We start from the raw sequence: 22,921 nt of genomic DNA, 5'->3' as shown, positions 1-22,921 counted from the left end.
CGTGGTGGCGCTGTTCAACCAGGAACGGATCGTGGCGCGTGGCTGGCCGGCCTCCGAAAACCGCATCACGGTGTCCGAATTGACCGACTAGCGGGGATGCACCTGCCTTCATAGCGCCCGGATTTGCGCCTGCTATGATGTCTTGTCTCTCAGCCACGAGGCCTCAGGTGAGCACTGCCGAAGCCTATCCAGTTCCCGCGGCTCGTGCGCCTTTGGTGCCGCCCAGCCCGCCGCGCGCGGCCGAAACCATGGGCCCGTTCGGCCGGCTGGCGGCGATGCGCAAAAGCGCGATCGGCACCTGGGGCCAGCGCGCTTATGAGGAAGGCCTGATCAAGGGGCGGTTCTTCGGTCACGCCAGTTTCATCCTGAATTCGCCGGACGATATCCGCCACGTGCTGGTGGACAATTACGAGAACTACACCCGCACGGCGGCGGGCATCCGCGTGCTGCGGCCAATGCTCGGCGAAGGCCTGCTGCTCGCCGAAGGGCGCAACTGGAAGCACCAGCGCCGCACGCTGGCACCGGCGTTCACGCCGCGCGCGGTCAGCACGCTGGTGCCGCACATGATTTCCGCGATCGACGACACGCTGCTGGAGTTGCACGGCGCCACCGACGGGCCGGTCGACCTGCGCGAAATCATGCAGCGAATGACGCTGGAGATCGCCGGCCGCACGATGTTCTCCTACGGCATGGCGCGCCACGGCCGTGCGCTGCGCGACTTCGTCTTCGAATACGGCAGCAATCTGGCGCGGCCACATTTTTTCGATCTGCTGCTGCCGCTGGGCTGGCCGACGCCGCAGGACATTTCGCGACACTTTTTCCGCAAGCGCTGGACCCGCTTCGTCGCCATGCTGATCGCGGAGCGCCGCGCCGCCGGCAAGGTCGATGGCGCGCCGCCACGCGACCTGTTCGACCTGATGGTCGCCGCGCGCGACCCGGAAACCGGCGACGCCTTCTCCGATACGCAGCTCGGCGACCAGGTCGCGACCATGATCCTCGCCGGCCACGAGACCACCGCCACGGCCTTGTTCTGGGCGCTTTATATGCTGACGCTCGACCCTGACACGCAGGAGCAGATCGCGGCGGAAGCAAGAATCGCCGGTGCCAGCGGCGCCCTCGATATCGAGCAGCTGAAATTCACCCGCGCGGTGATCGACGAAACCATGCGGCTGTATCCGCCAGCCTTCCTGATCGCGCGCGCCGCCGCCGGCCCCGATACGCTGGGCGGCGAAGCGGTGGTCAAGAACGATGTGATCCTGATCGCCCCCTGGTTGCTGCACCGGCATGAAAAATTATGGCGCGAGCCGAATGCCTTTATCCCGCGGCGCTTCATGCCCGGCGCGGCGCCGCCGGATCGCTTTGCCTATTTGCCGTTCGGTGTCGGCGCGCGGGTCTGTATCGGCGCGCATTTCGCGCTGGTCGAGGCGACGCTCGCCCTGGCGAAGATCGTTGGCGCGTTTCGCGTCGAATTGCCGGAGACGGAGCCCGTCATGCCGATCGGCATCGTGACCACGCAACCGGATCGTTCGCCTCAATTTCGGATCAGCAGGCGGTAGATTTGATGCGGAAGCGCCCTATCTAAGAGCCATGAGCGACCTGCGGAACCAGCTTGAAACCCTGAAGAAGACGAGCGATCCGCTCCTTGTCGACGCCATCGGCCGGCTGATCACGGATGGCGCCGACCACGAACTCAACCGCATCAATCTGATCGACTTCGCCGCCAGCGCCGGACTCGACGAAGAACGGGTGATTTCCGGATTCTTGCAGGCCGCGCGACTCGGTCTGTTCGACCTCACCTGGAACGTGCTGTGCCCGGGCTGCCGCGGCGTGCTCGACACCCATGACACGCTGAAATCGCTGCGCGACGACGAATATCAATGCGGCCTGTGCGGCAACGGCTATCGCGCCTCGGTGGATGATCAGGTCGAGGTGGCCTTTACCGTTTCACCCCGGGTGCGTCGCATCGCGGCGCATGATCCGAACACGCTGCCGGTCTGGGAATATTTCAGGCAGGTGTTCTGGAGTTCGGGGGTCGATTTCGACGCGACGTCGTTCGCGGCGCTGTCGGACGAGATCGTGCTGGATACGCGCGACGTCGCGCCATTTCGCAAGCTGGACACGACGCTGCGATTGCCGTCGCAATTTTTGATCGTGTTCGAGCCGGTGACCCACGCCGCGCAATTCATCGACGTGCAGGGTGAGCCGACCATCGCAATCCAACATTTGTCGCTGGTCTATGATCACACCCATCGGCCGACCGAAACCATCACGCTGCGGCCAGGACCGGTACATCTGTCGTTCGACAACCAGACCGAACTTCGCGTGCTGCCCTCGGTATTCGTCGCCGCCGACGCGCTCCATCATCTGATCGGCCAGCGCAAGCCGTTCCTGACCGCCAAGCGGATACTGACCAACCAGACGTTTCGCGACGTCTTCAAGGCCGACAACCTCACCATCGACCAGCGGCTGAAGATCACCTCGCTGACCTTCTTGTTCACTGACCTGAAGGGCTCCACCGCGCTCTACGAACGCGTCGGCGATCTTGCCGCGTTCGATCTGGTGCGCGCGCATTTTCAGGCGCTGCTGGAGATCATCTCGTCGGAAGCCGGTGCCGTGGTGAAGACCATTGGCGACGCGGTGATGGCGACCTTTACCCGGCCGGAGCAGGCGTTGGCGGCGGGATTGCGCATGCGCACGGCAATGGAACGGCTCAACGAGGCCCGCGGGACCACTGACCTGGTGGTGAAGATCGGCATCCACGAAGGTCCGTGCCTGGCCGTGATGCTGAACGACCGGCAGGATTATTTCGGCCAGACCGTCAACATCGCCGCGCAGGTGCAGGGCCTGGCGAACTCGCAGGCGATCCATGTCACCGGCCCGGTCATTTCGGCGCATGCGGTGGAGGCCATGCTGCGGCAGGCCCATATCACGCCGATTCAGAAGCACGCCGCGTTGCGCGGCATCGCCGACAAGGTCGTGGTTTACGAAATTCCTTGAAGCGCGCGAAGCCGTGATGGCGGAATGGTAATGCCACGCTTGGGAACTCGCGTGCATTGCACGTGTTCCCTTTTCAGGCCACAAACGAGAGGCGTTTCCGCATCGGGCGGAGCCGATCAGGCAATGGGCAAACGATGTTCGAAAAGCTGCGCGAATTCATTGCCGACGTCGTCTCGCCGGGCGCACACGAGAGCCAGGCCTTCGATGATAATGGTTACCGGCTGGCCGCGACGGCCTTGATGGTTCACGTCATCTCGCTCGATGGCGAGCCATCGGAGATCGAGAAGACCAAGCTGCACAGTCTGATCGAAACCCGCTTCGGGCTTGGCTCCGGCACGGCCGATCGGCTGATCGCCGCGGCGACTTTGGTCGAGGGCGACGCTGTCGACCTGTATCACTTCACTAGCGTGATCATGCGCGCCGTCGATGAAGCCGGCCGCATCCGTATCGTCGAGATGATGTGGGAGCTGGTCTATGCCGACGGCAGGGTGTCGGAGTTCGAGGAGAACGTGGTCTGGCGCGCCGCCGACCTGCTCGCGGTCTCATCGCGGGACCGCATCGAGTTGAAGCGCCGGATTTCCGGCGGCGCGGCGACATCCGATGCCGTGATCTGAACGGTACTGTCCCGTGCGGTCACGCGTGATTGGCATCCGCGGAGGATCGCGGTTAAGACATGTATAGCCATGAAGGAACTTCTTTAAGGTATTGAGGTAGCGGTTGCGGCTTGCAGATCGCGGGTATCCCGATTAGGCCTATTCAGACTGTGCCTGTTTCCGCCCTTGTGACCCTTCTCCTTTCAAGAGCATCTCATTGTGACTGAGCGCGTGACGTTGATAACCGGGGCATCGTCAGGAATCGGCGCTGAGCTGGCCCGCGAATTCGCATCGCATGCGCATCGCGTCGTCCTGGTGGCCCGCCGCGCCGACCGGCTGCGGGCTTTGGCCCGCGACATCGTGATGGCGGGCGGTTCTGCCCCCATCATCATTCCCTGCGATCTCGAGTTGCCCGGCGCGTGCGACCAGATCGCCAGCGCGCTGGTCGAAGCCGGGGTCGAGGTCGAGTACGTCGTCAACAATGCCGGCTTCGGCATGTTCGGTCGCGCCACCGATATGGACCGCGCCCGCCAATTCGCGATGATCGAGCTCAATGTCCGGGTGCTGACCGATCTGTCGCTGCGTTTTTCCGACAGCCTGATCCGCACCAAAGGCGGTCTCCTCAACATCAGTTCGATCGCCGGCTTCCTGCCCGGACCGGGCATGGCGGTCTATTACGCCAGCAAGGCCTATGTGCTGTCTTTCACCGAGGCGCTGCATCAGGAACTGGGCCCGCTCGGCGTGCGCGTCACCGCGCTGTGTCCCGGTCCGGTGCCCTCGGAATTCCAGCAGCGGGCCGGCTTCGAGCCCGGGCTGGATTCGGCGATCCTGAATGTCTCCGCCGCCGACGTCGCCAGGGCGGGCTATCGCGGATTGATGGCGGGCAAGCGCATCGTGCTGCCGGGCCTCGGCATCAGGATGGTGCCGCTGCTGCTGCGTCTGTTTCCGCGCGGATTTATCGCTGGCGCGGTGGCGAGGTTGCAATTGCGGCGGGTGAGTTGATTTTAGCTTTCGTCGGCTGAATGGCGAGGTCCGCCGACGCCCTTCGGGCCGCGGCGCGACATCCTTCGCTTGCTTCGCCCCGATGGTCTGGAGTGGCTCGCCGAGCCGTCGCTTGCGAAGCAGTTAAAATGTTTCCTGAACATTCCCGGTCCGCCTACGCCCTTCGGGCCGCGGCGCGACATCCTTCGCTTGCTTTGCCCCGATGGTCTGGAGTGGCTCGCCGAGCCGTAGCTTGCGAAGCAAGCGAAGGATGGTGGAGCCAGGCGGGATCGAACCGCCGACCTCGTCATTGCGAACGACGCGCTCTCCCAGCTGAGCTATGGCCCCGATGCAAACTGGCTGCTGACGCAGCCCATTTGGCAATCGTCGCCATTTACAATCCCTGTTAAGGGCAAGTCAAGAACGTCCCGCAACACCGGTCCTGCCGGTGTTTTTGCCCGGAACTTCCCTTGTTTGCGCGGGTGCGAAACGATATTTACCCAACAGTCGAATCCGCGACCAACCCCGCGAGCTTTCCCCGCCATGCGTGCCATTCTCGATATCGTGCTGATTATACTCGATCTCTACGTCTGGCTGCTGATTGCCTCGGCGATCCTGTCCTGGCTGATCGCCTTCAACGTCGTCAACACCCGCAACCAGTTCGTCGCGGCGATTGCCGAGTTCCTGTTTCGCATCACCGAACCGGTGCTGGGCCCGATTCGCCGCTCGCTGCCGAGCCTCGGCGGCCTCGACATTTCGCCGATCGTGCTGATCCTGATCATCATGTTCCTGCAGCGCGTGATCACCTATTATATCTATCCCAACGTCTACTGACCGCGGCGTGGCCGACCCCTGGCGCTATGGCGCGGACGGCATCAGCATCGCCTTGCGGGTGACGCCACGCGGCGGGCGCGACGACATCGACGGCATCGAGACTCTGGCCGATGGCCGCAGCGTGGTGAAAGTGCGCGTTCGCGCCGTCGCCGAAGGCGGCGAAGCCAACCGCGCGGTGACCGAGTTGCTGGCCAAGGCCCTCGGCGTGCCTAAACGCGCGGTGCGCGTGCTGTCCGGCACCACCTCGCGGCAAAAACAGATTGCCGTCGATGGCGACCCCCGGAAACTCGGCGAATTGCTGCGCAGCATGACTGCGGCAAAGCCCAAGAAATCCAGCGAACAGGACCCGACATGACCGCCCGCATCATCGATGGAAAGATCATTGCCGCCGAACTGCGCGAGCGCGTCGCCGCCGAGGTCGCGCGGGTCCAGCGCGACCATGGCCTGACGCCCGGCCTCGCGGTGGTGCTGGTCGGCTCTGACCCCGCCAGCGAAGTCTATGTGCGCAGCAAGCACAAGCAGACCCAGGCCGCCGGCATGGCCTCGTTCGAACACCGGCTGCCGGCCGACGTCGCGCAAAGCGACCTGCTCGCTTTGGTCGGCAAGCTCAACGCCGATCCCATGGTGCACGGCATCCTGGTGCAACTGCCGCTGCCCAAGGGTCTCGATACCGACGCGGTCGTCAATGCCATCGATCCCGCCAAGGATGTCGACGGGCTGCATCCGAACAATGCCGGCCGTCTCGCCGGCGGCCTGCCCGCGCTGTCGCCCTGCACGCCGCTCGGTTGCATCATCCTGACCAGGACGGTGCATCCGTCGCTGGAAGGCCTCAATGCGATCGTGATCGGCCGCTCCAATCTGGTCGGCCGGCCGCTGGTGCAATTGCTGCTCAATGAAAACGCCACCGTGACCATCGCGCATTCGCGCTCGCGCGACCTGGCCAAGCTCTGCGCGCAGGCCGACCTGGTCTATGCCGCGGTGGGGCGCCCGGAAATGGTGCGCGGCGACTGGATCAAGCCCGGCGCCACCGTGATCGACGTCGGCATCAACCGGTTGCCGGGCGACGACGGCAAGACCCGGCTGGTCGGCGACGTCGCCTATGCGGAAGCGCTGGAAGTAGCCGGCGCGATCACCCCGGTGCCGGGCGGCGTCGGCCAGATGACGGTCGCCTGCCTGCTGGTCAACACGCTGCGCGCGGCCTGCGCGATCCACGGGCTGGCCCGACCGGCGGTGTAGTTCGCCGCGGTTTGCTTGCTACCGGGCCGCGTTCTGCATCAGCCGCCGGTAAAACCGGATCATGTCGCCGTAATTGGCGACGCTGAGGCGTTCATTGGTGCCGTGGAAACGCGTCAGGTCTTCGGCATTGGCGCGCACTGGCGAGAAGCGGAAGATGTTGTCGGCGACGCCGGCGTAATGCCGCGAGTCGGTGGCCGCGATCATCAGGCCGGGCGCGACCAGGGCATCCGGAAATGTTTCGCGAATCGTGCGATTGAGCGTCGCATAAGACGGCGTGTCGGTGGCCGAGACCGGCGGCGGATCGGTATTGCCCGGAAAGAGCGCGATGGCGATGCGATCGTTGCCGATGCCGCGGCGAACATGGTCGGCGACGCTTTCCTGGGTGTCGCCCGGCAGCAGACGGAAATTCACCGTGGCCTCGGCAATTCCGGGCAGCACATTATCCTGTTCGCCGGCCTTGAAGATGGTCAGTGCCGTGGTGGTGCGGACATTGGCCTCGCTGGGACCGCTCTTCTCGAATTCATGCAGCAGCAGCGGCTTCAGCAACCACAGGTTCGACAACACCACGCGATCCAGACCCTGCATTTCCGGCGCCACGGTCGCCAGCATGTCGGCGACGGTGCTGTTGATGCGCATCGGCAGCCGCCGCGTTTCGAGCCGCACCAGCGCGGCGCTGAGCATGCCGATGGCGGTCTCGCGCGGCGGCATTGAGGAGTGGCCCGGCGTCGCCTGGGCGGTCAGGGTCAGCGTGGCATAGCCCTTCTCGGCGACGCCGATCAGCGCCAGCGGCTGGTCGATGCCCTTGAGCAGGCCTTCGGTGATCAGCAGGCCCTCGTCGAGCACGAAATCGAGCCGGACATTGCGCGAGGCCAGCAATGCCGCGATGGCGGTAGCGCCACCCTGACCGGCGACTTCCTCGTCATGGCCGAAGCCGAAATAGATCGTGCGCGTCGGGCGAAAGCCCTGCCGCGCCAGCCCTTCGGCGGCTTCCAGGATCGAATACAGATTGCCCTTGTCGTCCCACGAGCCGCGGCCCCAGACAAATCCATCCGCGACGACGCCCTGGAACGGCGGGTGCTGCCAGTCCTTTTCGGTGCCGGGCGCCACCGGCACGACATCCTGATGCGCCAGCAAGGCGATCGGTCTCAGCGATGGATCGGAGCCCTGCCAGGTGTAGAGCAGGCTGTGGCCGCCAACGGTCTCGCGCGCGGCCGCCGCATGAAACGCCGGAAAGCTGACGACAAGATGCACCTGCATGGCGCGCAGCGCGTCGGCAAACGGCTCCGCTTGGGCCGTGCCGGAAATGGTCGGGAATCGGATCGCCTCGGCGAGACGGGCGGCCGCGGCCTGTTCGTCGACCGCTACCCGCGGGATTGGCGTGACCCGCAGCTGTCGCGACGACAGATTGAAGGCATTGAACGCCAGCACGCCGGAGAGCGCGGCGACCGCCGCGGCGATGACGAGTGCGATGTTACGGATCAGTCTGAGAAGGCGGCGCATCGAGCATCCCGGCATCGGTTGTCCCGTGCGCAGGCTAGCGATGTTCCATGATCGTTACGAGACGCCGCGCGTGGCGCGCGGTCGCGTTTCCCGGACGCGGTGCAGCGTTCTTCACGCTGCTCCGCGGAGCCGGGATCCCGGTTGCCTGAAACCGGACCCCGGATCAGCAGCGCGCCACGCTGCGAGCGCAGCGCGTTGCGCTGCGCCCGGGCACAAGAGTGCTCGGCCTATTTCCCGGCCTTGGCGCGTTCCATGCCTTCGAGGATCAGCCGGTGGGCATCGGCGGCATCACCCCAGCGTACCACCTTGACCCATTTGCCGGGCTCGAGATCCTTGTAGTGTTCGAAGAAATGCTGGATCTGCTGCAACGTGATTTCCGGCAGGTCGCTGTAGTTCTTCACCTTGTCGTAGCGCTGGGTCAGCTTCGAGGTCGGCACCGCGATGATCTTCTCGTCGTGGCCGGCCTCGTCTTCCATCAGCAGCACACCGACCGGGCGGCAGCTCATCACGGCGCCGGGCACGATGGCGCGGGTATTGGCCACCAGCACGTCGCAGGGATCGCCATCGCCGGACAGCGTATGCGGGATGAAGCCGTAATTACCGGGATAACGCATCGGCGTGTAGAGAAAGCGATCGACGAACAGCGCGCCGGATTCCTTGTCCATCTCGTATTTGATGGGTTCGCCGCCGACGGCCACCTCGATCACGACATTGACTTCTTGCGGCGCCTTGGCGCCGATCGGGATTGCCTCAAGGCGCATCGGAAACTCCAGATTTGTAGGACAGGTCGCGAGAGGCGTAGCCGAGCCAAGGCCCGGATTCAACGCCCGCGACGCATGAAGGAGGGGGAAGATTGAAGGCTCAATGGTTCCAGGCGAAGGCGACCTTGTCGAGCGATTTCGGCCCGAAGCGCTCCGAGGAGCGGGCGACCATCTTGCCGCCGAGCGCGCGGTAAAATTCGGTGGCGCCCTCATTATCGGACAGCGCCCAGATCACCATGCTCTTCAACCCGCTCTGCACCAGATCGCGCTTGGCGGAAGCGAACAGCCGGCGGCCGAAGCCGAGGCCCTGAAATTCCGGACGCAGATAAAGCTCGTAGATCTCGCCTTCGAAATGCAGGCTGCGGGCGCGGTTGCGGCCGTAATTGGCGTAGCCGGCCACCTTGTCGCCGAAGCACAGCACGCTGACGCGGCTGCCCTTGCGGATCGCCGATTCCCACCATTGCGGGCCACGGCGATTGATCAGCTTTTCCAGCTCCGGGCCAGGGATCAAACCCTGATAGGCCGAGCGCCAGGCTTCGTCATGGGTGGAAGCCACCGCGGACGCATCCGCGGTCTTGGCCGGTCGAACCTCGATCAGGTTTGTGCTCATGGAGATGATCAAAGCAAGTCGGCGCCCGCTGTTCAAGCTCCATCGTTAATTATCGGTTAACGTGTGGATTTCGGGCATCAGTCGACGGTCAAGGTGTATCGAAAAAGCACAGACTTTGACCCACCGCGCATTTCCGCCGGGTTTTTTCCGCATGGAGTCCCAAAGTGAATCATGCTGCGACCGCACAAAGGTTTGACCAGAAGCAGAACCGGATTGATTCGCGGTGTGTAGTCCGGCCATGGCGTAACCCGACTTGATCCGGCAGCTTGCATCGGGATCGCGCCTAGCGATCGAAGCCAATGGGCCTGCAAATGTCGCAGGGAGAACATAACGCCGATGCCGCGCCCCACCGACCATTACCAGAAGTTACTGGAATACCTCTATAATTGCCTCTGAGGTCGTCCCCCTCAAACCGGAAGTGCCATGATAGCTGACGCGCGAAAATTCCGCGGTGCCGCGGCGGCCACGCTTTGGCCGGACGATGACATCATCCTCTATGATGGCGTCTGCGTGTTCTGCTCGCACTGGGTCCGCTTCATCGCCACGCGCGACACCGATCGCCGGTTCCGCTTCACCGCGATCCAATCCGGCTACGGCACCCGGCTGGCGCGCGCCCTCGGCATCGACCCCGAAGATCCCGACAGCAACGCGGTCATCCATGGCGGCACCGCGCATTTCAGATCGGACGGCGCGCTGACCGTGCTGTCGCAACTGCCCGGCTGGCACTGGGCCGGCGGGCTGCGCGCTCTGCCGCGCTGGCTGCGCGACCCCGTCTACAATCTGGTCGCCAGGAACCGCTACCGGATTTTTGGACGCAGCGAGGCCTGCATGGTGCCGGATGCGGGAATGAGAGCGAGAGTGATCGAATAGCTCAACTACACTTCCAGATGCGCCGCTTCCAATATTTCCTCCGCCGCCCGTTCTCCACTGTCTCTTGCGCCATGCGCCGTGGAGAAAAAATGCGCCGACGTCGCCTCTCCCGCGAAAAACAGCCGGCCATCGACCGGCGCGGCGAGGACGGCGCGGGCTTCGGCGTGGCCGGGCATCGCGGCGGAATAGGCGCCCTGCGCAAAGGCATCATGGCCCCAGCGCGATTCGGCGAGCGGCCTGAGCCTGCCGCGGTAGCTGGAGCCGAGCAGCGCGACCACTTCCTCGATCGCCTGGGCGCCGAGCGCGCCGTCGCCGGCGTCTTCCAGCTCGCGGGCAAAACCGCCGCCAAAAAAGCCTTCGATGCAGGGATAGCCGAACGGCCGGATCTGGTAGCTGCCGACGCCAACGCGGTCGGTGGCGCCGCGCAGCCCGGCATCATTCGGCAGGTCGCCGGCGCCGTCGAGCGCCAGCATCACCTTGTTGTTGGTGCCGAGCGGCAGGCCGCGCGCGGCATCGACCTTGGCCGGCAGCGCCGGGCTGAACCGGATGCTTTCGCTGGCGAGCAGATTGCTCGGCACCGTGACGATTACTTTGGCGGCGCTCAGCGTGCCCCGCGAGGTTTCGATTTTGACGCGCGCGCCGGCATGGTCGATCAGCGTCACTTGGGTGTCCCGCGACACCGGACACGGCGCGCCATAGGCGGAGATCAACGCGCCATAGCCGGCGGGCAGCCGCCAATTGATTTCGGTGTCCTCATAGGCATCCATGTCATGCAGCGAGACGCGGTCGAGTTCGACGCCATTGATATAGGTGCTGACGGCATCGATCATCGGATTCCAGCGATTGCCCGGCTCCAGGCAGCTGCTGGCCGGTGCGTCGTCGTCGCGCTCCGCGGCCGCTTCGGCGCGATCATAGAAGGCGTCGATGGCGCCAAAGAAATCGATCCGGTCCGCCTTCGGGAAGGTCGTCTCATAGCTGCCCTCGCGCCACGGCGCGCGGGCCTTGTTGATCTCGAAGCCGAGCCGCTGCGCGATGGCGACAAAGGAATTCCTGTCGGCGGAATGCAGCCAGCCGCAGCCCATGTCGAACGGAATGCCCGGCGCCGCCAGAACGGTATGGGCGCGGCCGCCGATCCGGTCGCGCGCTTCCAGCACGATCACCGACAGGCCGGAATCTTTCAACGCGTGGGCGGCGCCGAGCCCGGCGGCGCCCGCGCCGATAATGGCGACATCGACTTCGGACGGCAGCTTTGTCATCGCAGCTTTGTCATCGGGCGTTCGGCTTTGCGGCAAGGCGCGGAGGTGACATCATCACCGGCTAACGCGTGAATGGCGTGTCGACTGGATATCGTGTGGCTTGAATTATTCAAGCGCCGGCGATGTCGCGCCCCTTCCAAAGCCTTGCAGGAAAGATGGTTCCATGGCCCACCCCACCGATTTCGAACTCTATGGTTTCTGGCGAACCTCGGCGACCTACCGGGTGCGGGTAGCGCTCCATCTGAAGGGGCTGCGCGCCGAAGAGCGCGTCATCAACCTCGATGCCGGCGAGCAGCTCAGCCCGGCATTTCTGGCGATCAATCCGCTCGGAGCGATTCCGGCGCTGGTCGAGCGCGGCCATCCGCCGCTGACGCAATCGCTGGCGATTCTCGAATTCCTCGACGAGACCCACCCCGCCCCGCCGCTGCTGCCGGCCGATCCGCATGGCCGCGCCCGGGTGCGCTCGATCGCCGCGATGCTGGCCGGCGATACCCATCCGCTGATCACCCCAAGGGTGCGGAAATATCTCGCCGGCGTCGGCGGCTTCGACGACGCCGCGATCAAGGCCTGGATGACGCACTGGTTCGGCGCCGGCCTGGCCGCGGTGGAGCAGCGGCTGGCGAGCGAAGCCGCCACCGGCGCGTTCTGCCACGGCGAGGCGCTGACGCTGGCCGACATCTGCCTCGGCAGCATCACGGTGCTGGCGCGGGTCAACAAACTCACCCTGCCGCCGCTGCCGACCATCGACCGCATCATGGCGCGCTGCGAGGCGCTGGAGGCCTTTGCCAATGCCGATCCGCTGAAGCAGGAGGGCGCGCCAAAGGCGGCATAATGCAAATTGTTCATCGCTCCCCGGACGCCGTGCGGCGGGCCGCGTTCGCGGCCTGATGCGCTGCGGAGCCGGGGCCGCGGTTTGGCGCGGAAGAAACCGGGATCCCGGATCCGCGCAGCAGCGTGAAGAACGCCGCGGCGCATCCGGGAAACCAACTTGCAATCTTCAGCCCCCCAACAAAAATGCCCGGCGCGAGCCGGGCATTTTCGTAACGGATCACCAAAAGCAGCGATGGCTTACGCCACCACTTCCTTGGTCTTTTCGGCGCGCTTGCGGTCGGCGGCATCGAGGTGCTTCTTGCGCAGGCGGATCGATTTCGGGGTGATCTCGACCAGCTCGTCGCCCTCGATATAGGCCAGCGCCTTTTCGAGTGTCATGCGGATCGGCGGCGTCAGGCGCACCGCTTCGTCCTTCGACGTGGTGCGGATGTTGCTAAGCTGCTTGCCCTTGAGAACGTTGAGTTCGAGATCGTTCTCGCGGGTGTGCTCGCCGATGATCATGCCCTTATAGACCTTCACACCGGGCTCGATCATCATCGGGCCGCGATCTTCCAGCTTGAACATCGCGTAAGCGACGGCTTCGCCGGCATCGTTCGAAATCAGCACGCCGTTGCGACGGCCGGCGATCTCGCCCTTGTAGGGCAGGTAGGCATGGAACAGGCGGTTCATGATCGCCGTGCCCTTGGTGTCGGTCATCAGGTCGCCCTGATAGCCGATCAGGCCGCGGGTCGGCGCGTAGAACACCAGTCGCAGGCGGTTGCCGCCGGACGGGCGCATCTCGATCATCTCGGCCTTGCGTTCGCTCATCTTCTGAACGACGACGCCGGAGAATTCTTCATCGACGTCGATGACGACTTCCTCGACCGGCTCCAGCGTGTTGCCGTTCTCGTCCTTGGTCAGGACGACGCGCGGACGCGACACCGAGAGCTCGAAGCCTTCGCGGCGCATGTTCTCGATCAGAATGGCGAGCTGCAATTCGCCGCGGCCCGACACTTCCATCGCGTCGCGATCGGCGGTTTCGACCACCTTGAGCGCGACATTGCCTTCGGCTTCGCGCAGCAGGCGGTCGCGGATCAGGCGGCTGGTGACCTTGGTGCCTTCGGTGCCGGCGAGCGGCGAGTTGTTGACGATGAAGGACATCGACACGGTCGGCGGATCGATCGCCTGGGCCTGGATCGGAATCTCGACCGAGGGATCGCAGAACGTGTCGGCCACGGTGCCGGTGGGCAGGCCGGCGATGGCGACGATGTCACCGGCTTCCGCCAGCTCCACCGGCTGCCGCTCGAGGCCGCGGAACGCCAGGATCTTGGTGATGCGGCCGGTTTCCACGGTCTTGCCGTCGCGCGACAGCACCTTGACCGTCTGGTTCGGACGCACCGAACCCGACGAGATGCGGCCGGTGATGATGCGGCCGAGATAGGGGTTGGCTTCCAGGATCGTGCCGAGCATGCGGAACGGGCCTTCTTCGACCACGGGCGGCGGCACGTGCTTGATGACGAGATCGAACAGCGGCTTCATGCCGACGTCATGCGACGCGTCCGGGCTGTCGGCCATCCAGCCGTTGCGGCCGGATCCGTACAGGATCGGGAAGTCGAGCTGCTCGTCGGTGGCGTCCAACGCGGCGAACAGGTCGAATACTTCGTTAACGACTTCGGTGATGCGGGCGTCCTGGCGGTCGACCTTGTTGATGGCGACGATCGGGCGCAGGCCGAGCTTCAGCGCCTTGCCGACCACGAATTTGGTCTGCGGCATCGGGCCTTCAGCGGCGTCGACGAGCACGATGACGCCGTCGACCATCGACAGGATGCGTTCGACTTCGCCGCCGAAATCGGCATGGCCCGGGGTGTCGACGATGTTGATCTGGACGTCTTCCCAATGCACCGAGGTGCACTTGGCCAGAATCGTGATGCCGCGCTCTTTTTCGATGTCGTTCGAATCCATCGCGCGCTCAACCTGACGCTGGTTGTCGCGGTAGGTGCCGGACTGCTGCAGCAGCTTGTCGACGAGCGTGGTCTTGCCGTGGTCAACGTGGGCGATGATAGCAATGTTGCGAAGGTTCATAGGTCTTCTTCTGGTTTTACGGTCTGGGTGCCCGGAGCGGTTCAACAAGACAGGTTCGACAAAAGGCTTGTAGCCTCACGCTCCAGCGCCGTCGGTTCTGCATCGTCTGAAAACGCGCTGGGGCAATCCCTCCAAAAGCAAACCCGGCCAGAAGGGGCCGGGTACTCGGACGCGTTGCGGCGCAATATAGCCAGAAATCGCCGAAAAACAAGCAAATCTGCCGTTTGATCAGGCGATTTTCGGGTCCAAAACGGTCGCCCACAGCGCCGTATCGTCCCGATCCCGCAGAGTCACGGTCATTTGCCCGCTTTGGCCGTCGATTTTGACGTGACCGAAGAACTGCATACCGGCCGAGGGCGGCAGGTTCTGACGGTCCGGACCGGGCGCCTTGATGAATTTGACCTCGGGACCGAAGGTATTGTCGAGCGGATTGGGCCCGAAGGTGCCGGCGTGGAACGGGCCGGAGACGAACTCCCAGAACGGCTCGAAATCCTGAAACTGCGCCTTGCTCGGGTTGTAGTAATGCGCGGCGGTGTAGTGCACGTCGGCGGTCAGCCACACCGTGTTGACGATGCCCGAGCTCTTGATGAAGCGCAGGATGTCGGCGATCTCCAGTTCACGGCCGCGCGCCGGGCCGTCGCCCTGCGCGATCGCCTCGGAGCCGGTGTGATTCACCGCGTCGTTTTCGACGATGATGCTGATCGGCATGTCGGAGGCGATCACCTTCCAGGTCGCCTTCGAGGCCAGCAGCGCCCGCTTCAGCCACGCCATCTGGTCCGGACCGATGAAATAGGCATCGGGGCCGTAGTTCTCCTGCAGGTTCGCGCCGTTGGGGCCGCGATAGCTGCGCTCGTCGAGCATGAAGACGTCGAGATGCGGGCCGTAATTCAGCGTGCGATAAACCCGGCCGGGCTCATTCGCATTGGGCCGGATCGGATACATTTCGCGGTACGCCTGCGCGCCACGCGCCGCCAGCAGCGTGATGTCGCGCTCCTTGTAGGTCGCCGGCAGCTGTTTCGACAGCGACCAGTTGTTGGTGACTTCGTGATCGTCCCACTGGCCAAACACCGGTACCGCGGCATTGAAGGCACGGACATGCTCATCCAGCATGTTGTATTTGTGCGCGGCGCGGAATTCTTCCAGCGTCTCGGCGACCTTGGCCTTTTCCGGCACCAAAGTGGTGTTCTTCCAGATCTTGCCGTCGGACTGTTTGGTTTCCGCGACGATGATCCCGTCGGCATAGATGGTATCGCCGGAATGGATCAGGAAATCCGGATTGTGCTTGCGCATGGTGGCGAAGGTCTTCATGCCGCCATCCTCGGCGTTGATGCCATAGCCCTGGCCGGCGACATCGCCGCCCCAGACGAAGCTGACGTCGCGCCGGTCGGCCGGCGCGGTGCGGAAGCGGCCGACCACGGGCTCGCCGACGATGTCGGGATGCGACAGGTCGCGGAATTTGGCGCGATAGAAAATGTCCTGCCCGGCGGGCAGATCGCCGACCAGCAGCTTCGCCGTGAAATCGCTTTCCGGCAGCGCGTAGATCGGCGGCAGCGCGCGCGCATTCTTGAAGGATTCGGTGGTGGCCACTTCGACCATCATCTGCGCCGGGCGATCGGCGCGCGACCAGATCATGCCGCCATCGACGCCAATGTCGCCGGACTGCACGCCGTGCGAAACCATCGGCCGGTCGGCGGCGCGGCTGAGATAGGGCATCGCCAGCACACCGGCCCCGGTGAGCGCGGCGGTGGACAAAAAGCGGCGGCGGGTGAAGTGGATAGCCATGGCGCATTCCTCAGAGATGTCTGACGGGAATGGATCTAGGCGGTTTGTTTAACGCGGCTGTGACAGGACGTCGCAGCTGCGAAGCGGTCAGGCGACCTGCGCGCGCGCTGAGCGAAGCGGCGGCATCGGCACCGCTTCCATCAACGCCTTGCGATCCGCCACCGCGTTGTGGAACTGCTCGAGCGCGATGTTGAAGGTGGTCAGCGTGCCCTGCTCGATGGCGCCATGCTCGAAGCAATTCAGCGTATCGCGCAGGATCGCATCAGCCTCGGCCTGCATCCGGTCGAGTTCCTCAGGCGAGTCACTTTTGCGGGCCACCGCCAGCATGTCGAGCAGGCGGTCGCGCTGCGAGGTGTTGTTGTTGCGCTCGTCGCGCCGCATCATGCTGGCGAACCAGGCGCCCGCCGAGCCCATCGCGGAGAGGCCCATCAGGCTCCACCAGATGTAGTCGCTGTAGCGATCGAGAAAGGTTTTTTCCTCGCCATCGACATAGGCGGCGGCGCCCGGATGCACCGGGATGACCGCGTCCTTGTCGGTATCCGGCGTCTCGATCTTCGCCGCCAGCGGGAAGTCGGTGATGATCTGCTGGCGCACCGCGAACAATTGCCGGGTGAAGGCGGCGACAATGGCGTCCGACAGCCCATGCCGGGCGACAATGTGGTGCGAAAAACTGATGGTCTTGATGTCATCATCCGGCCGCGCCGGCGAACCGCCAAACGCGCCGGCGGGAATTTCCGCGGCCTCGTAGATCGGATAGTTCTGCGCGATCGCCGCCGCCGAATCGATCGCTAGAAAGGTCGGGGTGCCGCCCTCGCGCGTCGTGGCCGCAATGGCGTCGATGGTGATCCGGCTATTGACGGGACCAGCCGCGAGGAAGGCATCGACCTTCTGGTCCTTCACCACTTCCCCGATTTCCGTGGTCGAGAACTGCACGACGGTCACCTTGGCGGGATCGACGCCATATTGCCGCAGCACAATATTCAGCAGGTTCACATTGGCCTGGGTTTTTCCGATCACACCGATGCGATGCCCCGCCAGCTGAGAAAATTTGGTGATCTTAGGACCCGATTTTTTGCCCTTCGCGGTCGGCGGCACCCAGATCACGGCGACATTCTTGCGCAGCGTCGCCACCGCGCGGGCATTTTTTGGCACTTCAAGATCGCCGCGAACAATCGCGAGATCGGCCTTGCCCTCGGCCAGGACCCTGGCGCTGGCAGCGGCGCCGTCGGTCGGCACCAGACGCAGCCGCACTGAACTGTGATCGCGCGAAAACTGCTGCACCAGCGCCTGCACTACTTTCGCATCGTCGCTATTGGGCGGTCCGACCGCGATCCGGAGCGGCACCGGCTTCATCGCAAAGTAATATGCGCCTGCGACCGCGGCGACGACGGCAAGCGCGCCGGCCACGGCGACCAGCGTCATCTTGTGTCGCACCGAGCGCGGCGACGGCGGTCCGGCGGGCCCGATCACCCCCGGGCCGTCGACGATCGATCGGGAAAACAATCGCTTCAAATCCAAGGCCATTTACCGATGCGGTTCGATCGACATTGTAGCAAAGTCGGATGGCTTCGCGCGGTTCCCTCGCCGGGATGGTTACCGATCGCGGAACCATCCCTGCGCCATATTTGCTTCTCTATTGTGGCATGGATCCGAACGGTGCGCCGGCGTGTTAGGGTAAAGTTCAGGTGATGTGGGAGAACAGAATGACAGAACGTTTATCGGCGGAAGCGCGCAAGGCGGCGTTGCGGGAACTGGCCGGATGGGGTGAGGTCGATGGCCGCGATGCCATCGCCAGGACCTTCGTCTTCAAGGATTTCAATGAAGCCTTCGGCTTCATGGCCCGGGTCGCGCTGGTCGCCGAGAAAAACGACCATCACCCCGAATGGCGCAATGTTTACAAGACGGTGGAGGTAGAGCTCAGCACCCACGACGCGGCGGGCGTGACCGAACTCGACGTCGCGCTGGCAAAAGCGATGAACGCCATTGCCGCGCAGTTGGGCGTCGCCTGAACCGCCGCGGACTTGCCGTGCCGGGACGGCATGACCAGTTTCATATCACGCAAGACGCGTGGCGAATGACGAACAGGAGGGCCTCAGTGGCATCCGAGCACAGCGTGGGTTTCGAGCCGGCAGATCGTCTGGCTGAGGACCCCGAGGGCGTTCGCAAGCAGTTCTGGCGCAAGCTGAAGCGGTTGGCGGTGAAACTGCCGTTCGCCGAGGATCTTCTGGCCGCGTATTATTGCGCCTTTGACCGCCAGACGCCGCGCCATGTCCAGGCGGCGCTGCTCGGCGCCATCGCCTATTTCGTGCTGCCGTTCGATTTCGTCCCGGACATGCTGCCGATCCTCGGCTTCAGCGACGATGCCGCGATCCTGGCCACCGCCTTGCGCATGGTGGCGAGCCATATCACACCGGAACATCATGAGGCGGCGCGGGCCGCGCTGGCGCGCGGGCTGGACAACACCGACGCTCCGGCTTGATCTGCCGCAACGCGGGCGGCGGAACTTCGGAGTAGCTGATCCATTGGTGCATCGAGCCGTTTGAGCGATCTCGCTCCGGCAGTTCTCACCTCATGGAGACTTCAATGATCCTTCCAACGGATACAATCGTGGCTGTCGCCGACGGCGAGAAGCTGAGCCTGTTCCGCAATACCGGTACCGAAATCTCGATGAGCCTCACCGCGGCGCCGGAGCCCGAGGTCGAAACCGCCACGGCTTCCGCCAGCGGCCATCACAGCAGCGCCGCCAACCCGGACGACAAGCAGGTCGCGGAAGACGGCTTTGCGAAAAGCATCACCGAAATGCTGAACCAGCAGGTCCTCACCCACGGCGTCACCAATGTCGTCGTGATCGCGGCGCCGCGCACGCTTGGCGAAATGCGCAAGCACTATCACAAGAAGCTCGAGGACGTGCTGCTGCGCGAGATCTCCAAGGACCTCACCGGCCATTCCGTCGCCGATATCGAGAAGACGATTCTCGCGGCGTAAGCCGTCGACTGTCCCCGGAAGCGGTGCACGACGCCGCGGCTTCGCGGCGTTGTACGCCGCGGAGCCGGGCCCCGGTTGCGACATCAACCGGGATCCCGGCTCCGCGCGGCAGCGTAAAGAACACCGCGGCGCATCCGGGAAACGGCTTTACGGATGCAGGATTACCTTGCCCATCGCCTTGCGGCCACCGAGCACCTTGAGCGCCTCGGCGGTCTGCGCCAGGGGGAAGGTACTGTCGACATGCGATGAGATCTTGCCTTCCGCGGCCCAGCTCACCAGCTTCTCGAGGTTGGCGCGGTTCTTCTGCGGGTTCTTCTTTACCCAGGCGCCCCAGAATACGCCGCGGATGTCGCAGCCCTTCAGCAGCGCCAGATTAAGCGGCATTTTGGGAATGTCGCCCGCCGCAAAACCGATCACCAGGAAGCGGCCTTCCCAGGCGATCGCGCGCAACGCGGCCTCGGCATATTTGCCGCCGACCGGATCGAAGATGATGTTGGCGCCTTCGCCAGCCGTAATGCGCTTCAGGCCTTCCTTGAGATCCTCGGTCGCGTAGTTCAGGCCAAGCTCGGCGCCATGCTGCTTGGCGAATTCGATCTTTTCATCGGAAGACGCACAGGCGATCACCTTGAGGCCCATCAGGTGACCGAGTTCGCAGGCCGCGAGCCCGGTGCCGCCGGCGGCGCCGAGCACCGCGAGGGTCTCTCCCGGCTTCGGGCTGGCGCGGTCTTCCAGCGCATGCAGCGCGGTACCGTAGGTGATGATGCAGCCCGCGGCGCGATCGAAATCCAGATGGTCGGGGATCTTCACCACCGAGGCCGCAGCCACCGCGATCTTCTCGCGCGCGCCATTGTGACCGACCGAGGCGACGACACGGTCGCCCACCTTGAGATCGTTGACGCCGTCGCCAACGCTGTCGATAATTCCGGCAACTTCAGCGGCCGGCGAGAACGGGAAAGGCGGCTTGATCTGGTACTTGCCCTGGATCATCAGGATGTCGAAGAAATTCAGCGCCGCGGATTTGATCGCGATCACCACCTGGCCGGCCGCGGCCACGGGATCGGCGATATCGGCGAGCACGAGATCGTCGGGTTCGCAGAACTGCGTGCAGAGAATGGCTTTCATCGATGTCTGACCTTCTGATTGAGACAGTTGCATTCTTCTTGCCGGATTTCGGCCGGTCGGACAATGCGCTTCGCACCGTTCCCTCCACGTCATGGCGAGCGACTTGTCCGCCGAAGCTCGAAGAGCGAAGGCGGAAGCGAAGCAATCCAGAAAACCGTAAGTCAGGACTGGATTGCTTCGTCGCAAGGGCTCCTCGCAATGCCGGCCAATTCCGTGTCCCGGCCTTTCAAAATTTCCGGTTTCCGTCTATTGCGGAAACTATGGCGGCACTGGAGCGGGCCATCTTCCAGTCACAAAGATAAGGGATCGACACTCGATGTCCGTGCGGCGAATCCTGACTGTTGTTTCAATGAGTGTGGCGTTCTGCGCGGCGTCCAGCCTCGCGCAGGCGCAAAGCGCGCCGTCGAAAGGCACCAAGGCGGCGCCGGTGAAGCCGGCCGCGGCCGCGAAGCCCGCCCCGGCCAAGCCGGCGACGGCACCAGCCGCGGCGACCGGCGGCAATGCCGAGCCGACCCTGGTCGGGCAGTTCGGCACCTGGGGCGCCTACACCGCGACTCCGAACGGCAAGAAGGTCTGCTTCGCGCTGGCCAAGCCGTCATCGTCCAGGACCACCCCGCCGAACCGGCCGCGCGATCCCGCCTATGCCTTCGTCTCGACCCGGCCGGCGGAGCGAGTGAACAATGAAGTCTCGATCATGATCGGCTACCAGCTCAAGCCAGGTTCGGAATCCTCGCTGGAAGTCGGTGGCGCCCGTTATGCGATGTACACCCAGGGCGACGGGCTGTGGATCAAGAACGCCGCCGAGGAAGAGCGCATGGTTGACGCCATGCGCAAGGCGGCCGACGTCACCGTGAAAGGTATATCCGCGAAGGGCACCGAGACCTCGGACACCTTCTCGCTGAAGGGCCTGGCCCAGGCGCTGGACCGCCTGGCGCAGGATTGCCGACGGTAGAGGCGCGCGGCATTGCATCGGGTTTCCCGGGCGCGATGCGGCGCGAAGTGCCGCTTCGCAGAACCGGGATCCCGGTTTCTCAATAATACCGGGGCCCCGGATCTGCGGCGCCCCACGCCGCCAAACGGCGGCGCATGGCACCGCGTCCGGGGAACGAATCTCCGCTAAATCCCTGCTGCCGTTAATAATGCCGCATTTAGCGCCTTTGCAGGGGGCACCAAAAAGCCTATTTGAGGCTTGAATTCCCGCGACATCACAGATCGACCACCATGACCCCTGTTTCAACCGCGGCCGGTTCCGCCATCGACGCCCTTCCATTGCCCGTGCTGCCGCAGGCAGACGCGCCGCTGGAGAAGATCGCGCTCGAAACCTATGTGCCGCTGGCCAAACCGTCGCTGATCGGTCTGTCGCGCGCCGAGATTGCCGCGCAATTGGGTTCGATCGGCGTGGCACCGGCCCAGCAGAAGATGCGGACGGCGCAGATCTGGCACTGGATGTATGTCCGCGGCGCCCAGAATTTTGCGGAAATGTCGAGCATTTCCAAGGATATGCGCGCCCAGCTCGAGCAGCACTTTACGGTGGCCCGCCCCGAAGTGGTGGCTGAGCAGATCTCCAATGACGGCACAAGAAAATGGCTGCTGCGGCTGCCGAGCGGGACGGCGGGCGAAAAGGCCCATGAGGTCGAGTGCGTCTACATTCCCGAGACCGACCGCGGCACGCTGTGCGTTTCCTCGCAGGTCGGCTGCACCCTGACCTGCTCGTTCTGCCATACCGGTACCCAGCGACTGGTGCGCAACCTTACCGCCGGCGAGATCGTCGGCCAGATCATGGTCGCCCGCGACCGCCTCAACGACTGGGCTGACCGCGACACCCCGAACGGTAACCGCCTCGTCACCAATGTGGTGATGATGGGGATGGGCGAGCCGCTGTACAATTTCGAAGCCGTGCGCGACGCGCTGCTGATCGTCGCCGACAATGAAGGCATCGGCATCTCGCGACGCCGGATCACGCTGTCGACCTCCGGCGTGGTGCCGAACATCTTCCGCACCGGCGACGAGATCGGCGTGATGCTCGCAATCTCGCTGCATGCGGTGCGCGACGAATTGCGCAACGAGCTGGTGCCGATCAACAAGAAATATCCGCTGGAGCAATTGCTGCAGGCCTGCCGCGATTATCCCGGCGCCTCCAATGCGCGCCGCATCACCTTCGAATATGTGATGCTGCGCGGCGTCAACGATTCGCTCGAAGACGCCAAGCTGCTGGTGAAGATGCTGAAGGGCATCCATGCCAAGATCAATCTGATCCCGTTCAACCCTTGGCCCGGCACGAAATACGAGTGCTCGGACTGGGACCAGATCGAACAGTTCTCGGAATATATTTTCAACGCCGGTTATTCATCCCCCGTGCGCACCCCACGCGGCCGCGACATCCTCGCCGCCTGCGGGCAGTTGAAATCCGAAACCGAAAAACTCTCGGCCCGCGAGCGCCAGGCGCTGCGCGCGATGGCGATGACGGATTGATGCGTTCGTTGGACCCTCAGCCGTCATTGC

At 64.1% G+C, this 22,921-nt stretch carries 22 protein-coding genes and 1 tRNA gene; 14 read left to right on the top strand and 9 right to left on the bottom strand.

Translation table 11 applies throughout. From position 1 onward, the window contains the following. Positions 1 to 167 precede the first annotated feature (167 nt). The 4 genes from Q0S16_RS06785 to Q0S16_RS06770 all read left to right on the top strand — a co-directional run bounded on the left by Q0S16_RS06785 (position 168) and on the right by Q0S16_RS06770 (position 4,592). On the top strand, positions 168 to 1,556 hold the full coding sequence (locus Q0S16_RS06785) for a cytochrome P450 (RefSeq protein WP_295846305.1): 1,389 nt from the start codon (positions 168 to 170) through the stop codon (positions 1,554 to 1,556). Positions 1,557 to 1,587: 31 nt separating this feature from the next. Next, on the top strand, positions 1,588 to 2,997 hold the full coding sequence (locus Q0S16_RS06780; RefSeq protein WP_295846303.1) for an adenylate/guanylate cyclase domain-containing protein: 1,410 nt from the start codon (positions 1,588 to 1,590) through the stop codon (positions 2,995 to 2,997). A 134-nt stretch (positions 2,998 to 3,131) separates the two neighbouring features. After that, the gene (locus tag Q0S16_RS06775; protein ID WP_295846301.1) at positions 3,132 to 3,611 is read left to right on the top strand and encodes a TerB family tellurite resistance protein; all 480 of its coding nucleotides are present in this window, start codon (positions 3,132 to 3,134) and stop codon (positions 3,609 to 3,611) included. A 198-nt stretch (positions 3,612 to 3,809) separates the two neighbouring features. Continuing rightward, a complete protein-coding gene (locus tag Q0S16_RS06770; protein WP_295846299.1) occupies positions 3,810 to 4,592 on the top strand; it encodes an SDR family oxidoreductase in 783 nt (260 codons plus the stop codon). A gap of 251 nt (positions 4,593 to 4,843) precedes the next feature. Here the strand turns inward: Q0S16_RS06770 and Q0S16_RS06765 are convergent. Continuing rightward, positions 4,844 to 4,919: transfer RNA gene (locus tag Q0S16_RS06765), tRNA-Ala, on the bottom strand. A gap of 195 nt (positions 4,920 to 5,114) precedes the next feature. On the opposite strand from Q0S16_RS06765, the gene Q0S16_RS06760 reads away from it, so the two are divergent. The 3 genes from Q0S16_RS06760 to folD are packed head-to-tail and all read left to right on the top strand — an operon-like array spanning position 5,115 to position 6,641. Next, positions 5,115 to 5,405 carry a YggT family protein gene (locus tag Q0S16_RS06760; protein ID WP_295846297.1) on the top strand — a complete coding sequence of 97 codons (291 nt, stop codon included), beginning with the start codon at positions 5,115 to 5,117 and terminating at the stop codon, positions 5,403 to 5,405. Positions 5,406 to 5,412: 7 nt separating this feature from the next. After that, a complete protein-coding gene (locus Q0S16_RS06755) occupies positions 5,413 to 5,760 on the top strand; it encodes a DUF167 domain-containing protein (RefSeq protein WP_295846289.1) in 348 nt (115 codons plus the stop codon). Then, positions 5,757 to 6,641, top strand: a complete 885-nt coding sequence (gene folD / locus Q0S16_RS06750; RefSeq protein ID WP_295846287.1) for a bifunctional methylenetetrahydrofolate dehydrogenase/methenyltetrahydrofolate cyclohydrolase FolD — start codon at positions 5,757 to 5,759, stop codon at positions 6,639 to 6,641. Before Q0S16_RS06755 ends, folD begins: the two co-directional genes overlap by 4 nt. Positions 6,642 to 6,659: 18 nt before the next feature. Here the strand turns inward: folD and Q0S16_RS06745 are convergent, their stop codons facing one another. The 3 genes from Q0S16_RS06745 to Q0S16_RS06735 all read right to left on the bottom strand — a co-directional run bounded on the left by Q0S16_RS06745 (position 6,660) and on the right by Q0S16_RS06735 (position 9,512). Next, positions 6,660 to 8,141, bottom strand: a complete 1,482-nt coding sequence (locus tag Q0S16_RS06745; RefSeq protein WP_295846285.1) for a M20 family peptidase — start codon at positions 8,139 to 8,141, stop codon at positions 6,660 to 6,662. A gap of 227 nt (positions 8,142 to 8,368) precedes the next feature. Continuing rightward, entirely contained in the window at positions 8,369 to 8,902 is a 534-nt protein-coding gene (ppa, locus tag Q0S16_RS06740) for an inorganic diphosphatase (protein WP_295846282.1), read from the bottom strand. Between the two features lie 100 nt (positions 8,903 to 9,002). After that, positions 9,003 to 9,512 carry a GNAT family N-acetyltransferase gene (locus Q0S16_RS06735; RefSeq protein WP_295846280.1) on the bottom strand — a complete coding sequence of 170 codons (510 nt, stop codon included), beginning with the start codon at positions 9,510 to 9,512 and terminating at the stop codon, positions 9,003 to 9,005. A gap of 423 nt (positions 9,513 to 9,935) precedes the next feature. Here Q0S16_RS06735 and Q0S16_RS06730 point away from each other — a divergent pair, with 423 nt between their 5' ends. Beyond that, positions 9,936 to 10,382 carry a DCC1-like thiol-disulfide oxidoreductase family protein gene (locus Q0S16_RS06730; RefSeq protein ID WP_295846278.1) on the top strand — a complete coding sequence of 149 codons (447 nt, stop codon included), beginning with the start codon at positions 9,936 to 9,938 and terminating at the stop codon, positions 10,380 to 10,382. A gap of 5 nt (positions 10,383 to 10,387) precedes the next feature. Here Q0S16_RS06730 and Q0S16_RS06725 read toward each other — a convergent pair whose 3' ends face one another. Further along, positions 10,388 to 11,638 (bottom strand): NAD(P)/FAD-dependent oxidoreductase, encoded by a 1,251-nt coding sequence (locus Q0S16_RS06725; protein WP_295846277.1) that lies wholly within the window; start codon positions 11,636 to 11,638, stop codon positions 10,388 to 10,390. A 163-nt stretch (positions 11,639 to 11,801) separates the two neighbouring features. On the opposite strand from Q0S16_RS06725, the gene maiA reads away from it, so the two are divergent. Further along, positions 11,802 to 12,470 carry a maleylacetoacetate isomerase gene (gene maiA / locus Q0S16_RS06720; RefSeq protein ID WP_295846276.1) on the top strand — a complete coding sequence of 223 codons (669 nt, stop codon included), beginning with the start codon at positions 11,802 to 11,804 and terminating at the stop codon, positions 12,468 to 12,470. Between the two features lie 236 nt (positions 12,471 to 12,706). On the opposite strand, the gene typA is transcribed toward maiA, so the two are convergent. From typA to Q0S16_RS06705, 3 genes are all read right to left on the bottom strand, one after another. Next, positions 12,707 to 14,530, bottom strand: coding sequence for a translational GTPase TypA (typA, locus tag Q0S16_RS06715; protein ID WP_295846275.1), 1,824 nt, complete (start codon positions 14,528 to 14,530; stop codon positions 12,707 to 12,709). Between the two features lie 228 nt (positions 14,531 to 14,758). Further along, a complete protein-coding gene (locus tag Q0S16_RS06710; protein WP_295846273.1) occupies positions 14,759 to 16,312 on the bottom strand; it encodes an alkaline phosphatase D family protein in 1,554 nt (517 codons plus the stop codon). A gap of 87 nt (positions 16,313 to 16,399) precedes the next feature. Continuing rightward, positions 16,400 to 17,836 carry a TAXI family TRAP transporter solute-binding subunit gene (locus Q0S16_RS06705; protein ID WP_295846259.1) on the bottom strand — a complete coding sequence of 479 codons (1,437 nt, stop codon included), beginning with the start codon at positions 17,834 to 17,836 and terminating at the stop codon, positions 16,400 to 16,402. A gap of 179 nt (positions 17,837 to 18,015) precedes the next feature. Here Q0S16_RS06705 and Q0S16_RS06700 point away from each other — a divergent pair, with 179 nt between their 5' ends. From Q0S16_RS06700 to Q0S16_RS06690, 3 genes are all read left to right on the top strand, one after another. Next, positions 18,016 to 18,321 carry a 4a-hydroxytetrahydrobiopterin dehydratase gene (locus Q0S16_RS06700; protein WP_295846258.1) on the top strand — a complete coding sequence of 102 codons (306 nt, stop codon included), beginning with the start codon at positions 18,016 to 18,018 and terminating at the stop codon, positions 18,319 to 18,321. An 86-nt stretch (positions 18,322 to 18,407) separates the two neighbouring features. Continuing rightward, positions 18,408 to 18,791, top strand: a complete 384-nt coding sequence (locus Q0S16_RS06695; protein WP_295846257.1) for a YkvA family protein — start codon at positions 18,408 to 18,410, stop codon at positions 18,789 to 18,791. A gap of 104 nt (positions 18,792 to 18,895) precedes the next feature. Further along, positions 18,896 to 19,297, top strand: coding sequence for a host attachment protein (locus tag Q0S16_RS06690; RefSeq protein ID WP_295846256.1), 402 nt, complete (start codon positions 18,896 to 18,898; stop codon positions 19,295 to 19,297). Positions 19,298 to 19,444: 147 nt separating this feature from the next. On the opposite strand, the gene Q0S16_RS06685 is transcribed toward Q0S16_RS06690, so the two are convergent. Next, positions 19,445 to 20,419: an NADPH:quinone oxidoreductase family protein gene (locus Q0S16_RS06685; RefSeq protein WP_295846254.1), complete on the bottom strand. Its 975-nt coding sequence runs from the start codon at positions 20,417 to 20,419 to the stop codon at positions 19,445 to 19,447. Between the two features lie 316 nt (positions 20,420 to 20,735). On the opposite strand from Q0S16_RS06685, the gene Q0S16_RS06680 reads away from it, so the two are divergent. Both Q0S16_RS06680 and rlmN read left to right on the top strand, forming a co-directional pair. Next, positions 20,736 to 21,371, top strand: coding sequence for an invasion associated locus B family protein (locus Q0S16_RS06680; RefSeq protein WP_295846252.1), 636 nt, complete (start codon positions 20,736 to 20,738; stop codon positions 21,369 to 21,371). Between the two features lie 269 nt (positions 21,372 to 21,640). Then, positions 21,641 to 22,891, top strand: a complete 1,251-nt coding sequence (gene rlmN / locus Q0S16_RS06675) for a 23S rRNA (adenine(2503)-C(2))-methyltransferase RlmN (protein ID WP_295846250.1) — start codon at positions 21,641 to 21,643, stop codon at positions 22,889 to 22,891. Positions 22,892 to 22,921: the final 30 nt, after the last annotated feature.

This window comes from Tardiphaga sp. (assembly GCF_025356345.1).
Lineage (GTDB): Bacteria > Pseudomonadota > Alphaproteobacteria > Rhizobiales > Xanthobacteraceae > Tardiphaga.
This window is presented reverse-complemented; position numbering and strand designations above follow the sequence as displayed.

Bases quoted from the DNA above. Each gene is read 5' to 3' on its own strand.
- Q0S16_RS06780 (WP_295846303.1), top strand. From the start codon at position 1,588: ATGAGCGACCTGCGGAACCAGCTTGAAACCCTGAAGAAGACGAGCGAT.
- Q0S16_RS06775 (WP_295846301.1), top strand. From the start codon at position 3,132: ATGTTCGAAAAGCTGCGCGAATTCATTGCCGACGTCGTCTCGCCGGGC.
- Q0S16_RS06760 (WP_295846297.1), top strand. From the start codon at position 5,115: ATGCGTGCCATTCTCGATATCGTGCTGATTATACTCGATCTCTACGTC.
- folD (WP_295846287.1), top strand. From the start codon at position 5,757: ATGACCGCCCGCATCATCGATGGAAAGATCATTGCCGCCGAACTGCGC.
- Q0S16_RS06745 (WP_295846285.1), bottom strand. From the start codon at position 8,141: ATGCGCCGCCTTCTCAGACTGATCCGTAACATCGCACTCGTCATCGCC.
- ppa (WP_295846282.1), bottom strand. From the start codon at position 8,902: ATGCGCCTTGAGGCAATCCCGATCGGCGCCAAGGCGCCGCAAGAAGTC.
- Q0S16_RS06735 (WP_295846280.1), bottom strand. From the start codon at position 9,512: ATGAGCACAAACCTGATCGAGGTTCGACCGGCCAAGACCGCGGATGCG.
- Q0S16_RS06730 (WP_295846278.1), top strand. From the start codon at position 9,936: ATGATAGCTGACGCGCGAAAATTCCGCGGTGCCGCGGCGGCCACGCTT.
- Q0S16_RS06725 (WP_295846277.1), bottom strand. From the start codon at position 11,638: ATGACAAAGCTGCCGTCCGAAGTCGATGTCGCCATTATCGGCGCGGGC.
- maiA (WP_295846276.1), top strand. From the start codon at position 11,802: ATGGCCCACCCCACCGATTTCGAACTCTATGGTTTCTGGCGAACCTCG.
- typA (WP_295846275.1), bottom strand. From the start codon at position 14,530: ATGAACCTTCGCAACATTGCTATCATCGCCCACGTTGACCACGGCAAG.
- Q0S16_RS06710 (WP_295846273.1), bottom strand. From the start codon at position 16,312: ATGGCTATCCACTTCACCCGCCGCCGCTTTTTGTCCACCGCCGCGCTC.
- Q0S16_RS06705 (WP_295846259.1), bottom strand. From the start codon at position 17,836: ATGGCCTTGGATTTGAAGCGATTGTTTTCCCGATCGATCGTCGACGGC.
- Q0S16_RS06700 (WP_295846258.1), top strand. From the start codon at position 18,016: ATGACAGAACGTTTATCGGCGGAAGCGCGCAAGGCGGCGTTGCGGGAA.
- Q0S16_RS06690 (WP_295846256.1), top strand. From the start codon at position 18,896: ATGATCCTTCCAACGGATACAATCGTGGCTGTCGCCGACGGCGAGAAG.
- Q0S16_RS06685 (WP_295846254.1), bottom strand. From the start codon at position 20,419: ATGAAAGCCATTCTCTGCACGCAGTTCTGCGAACCCGACGATCTCGTG.
- Q0S16_RS06680 (WP_295846252.1), top strand. From the start codon at position 20,736: ATGTCCGTGCGGCGAATCCTGACTGTTGTTTCAATGAGTGTGGCGTTC.
- rlmN (WP_295846250.1), top strand. From the start codon at position 21,641: ATGACCCCTGTTTCAACCGCGGCCGGTTCCGCCATCGACGCCCTTCCA.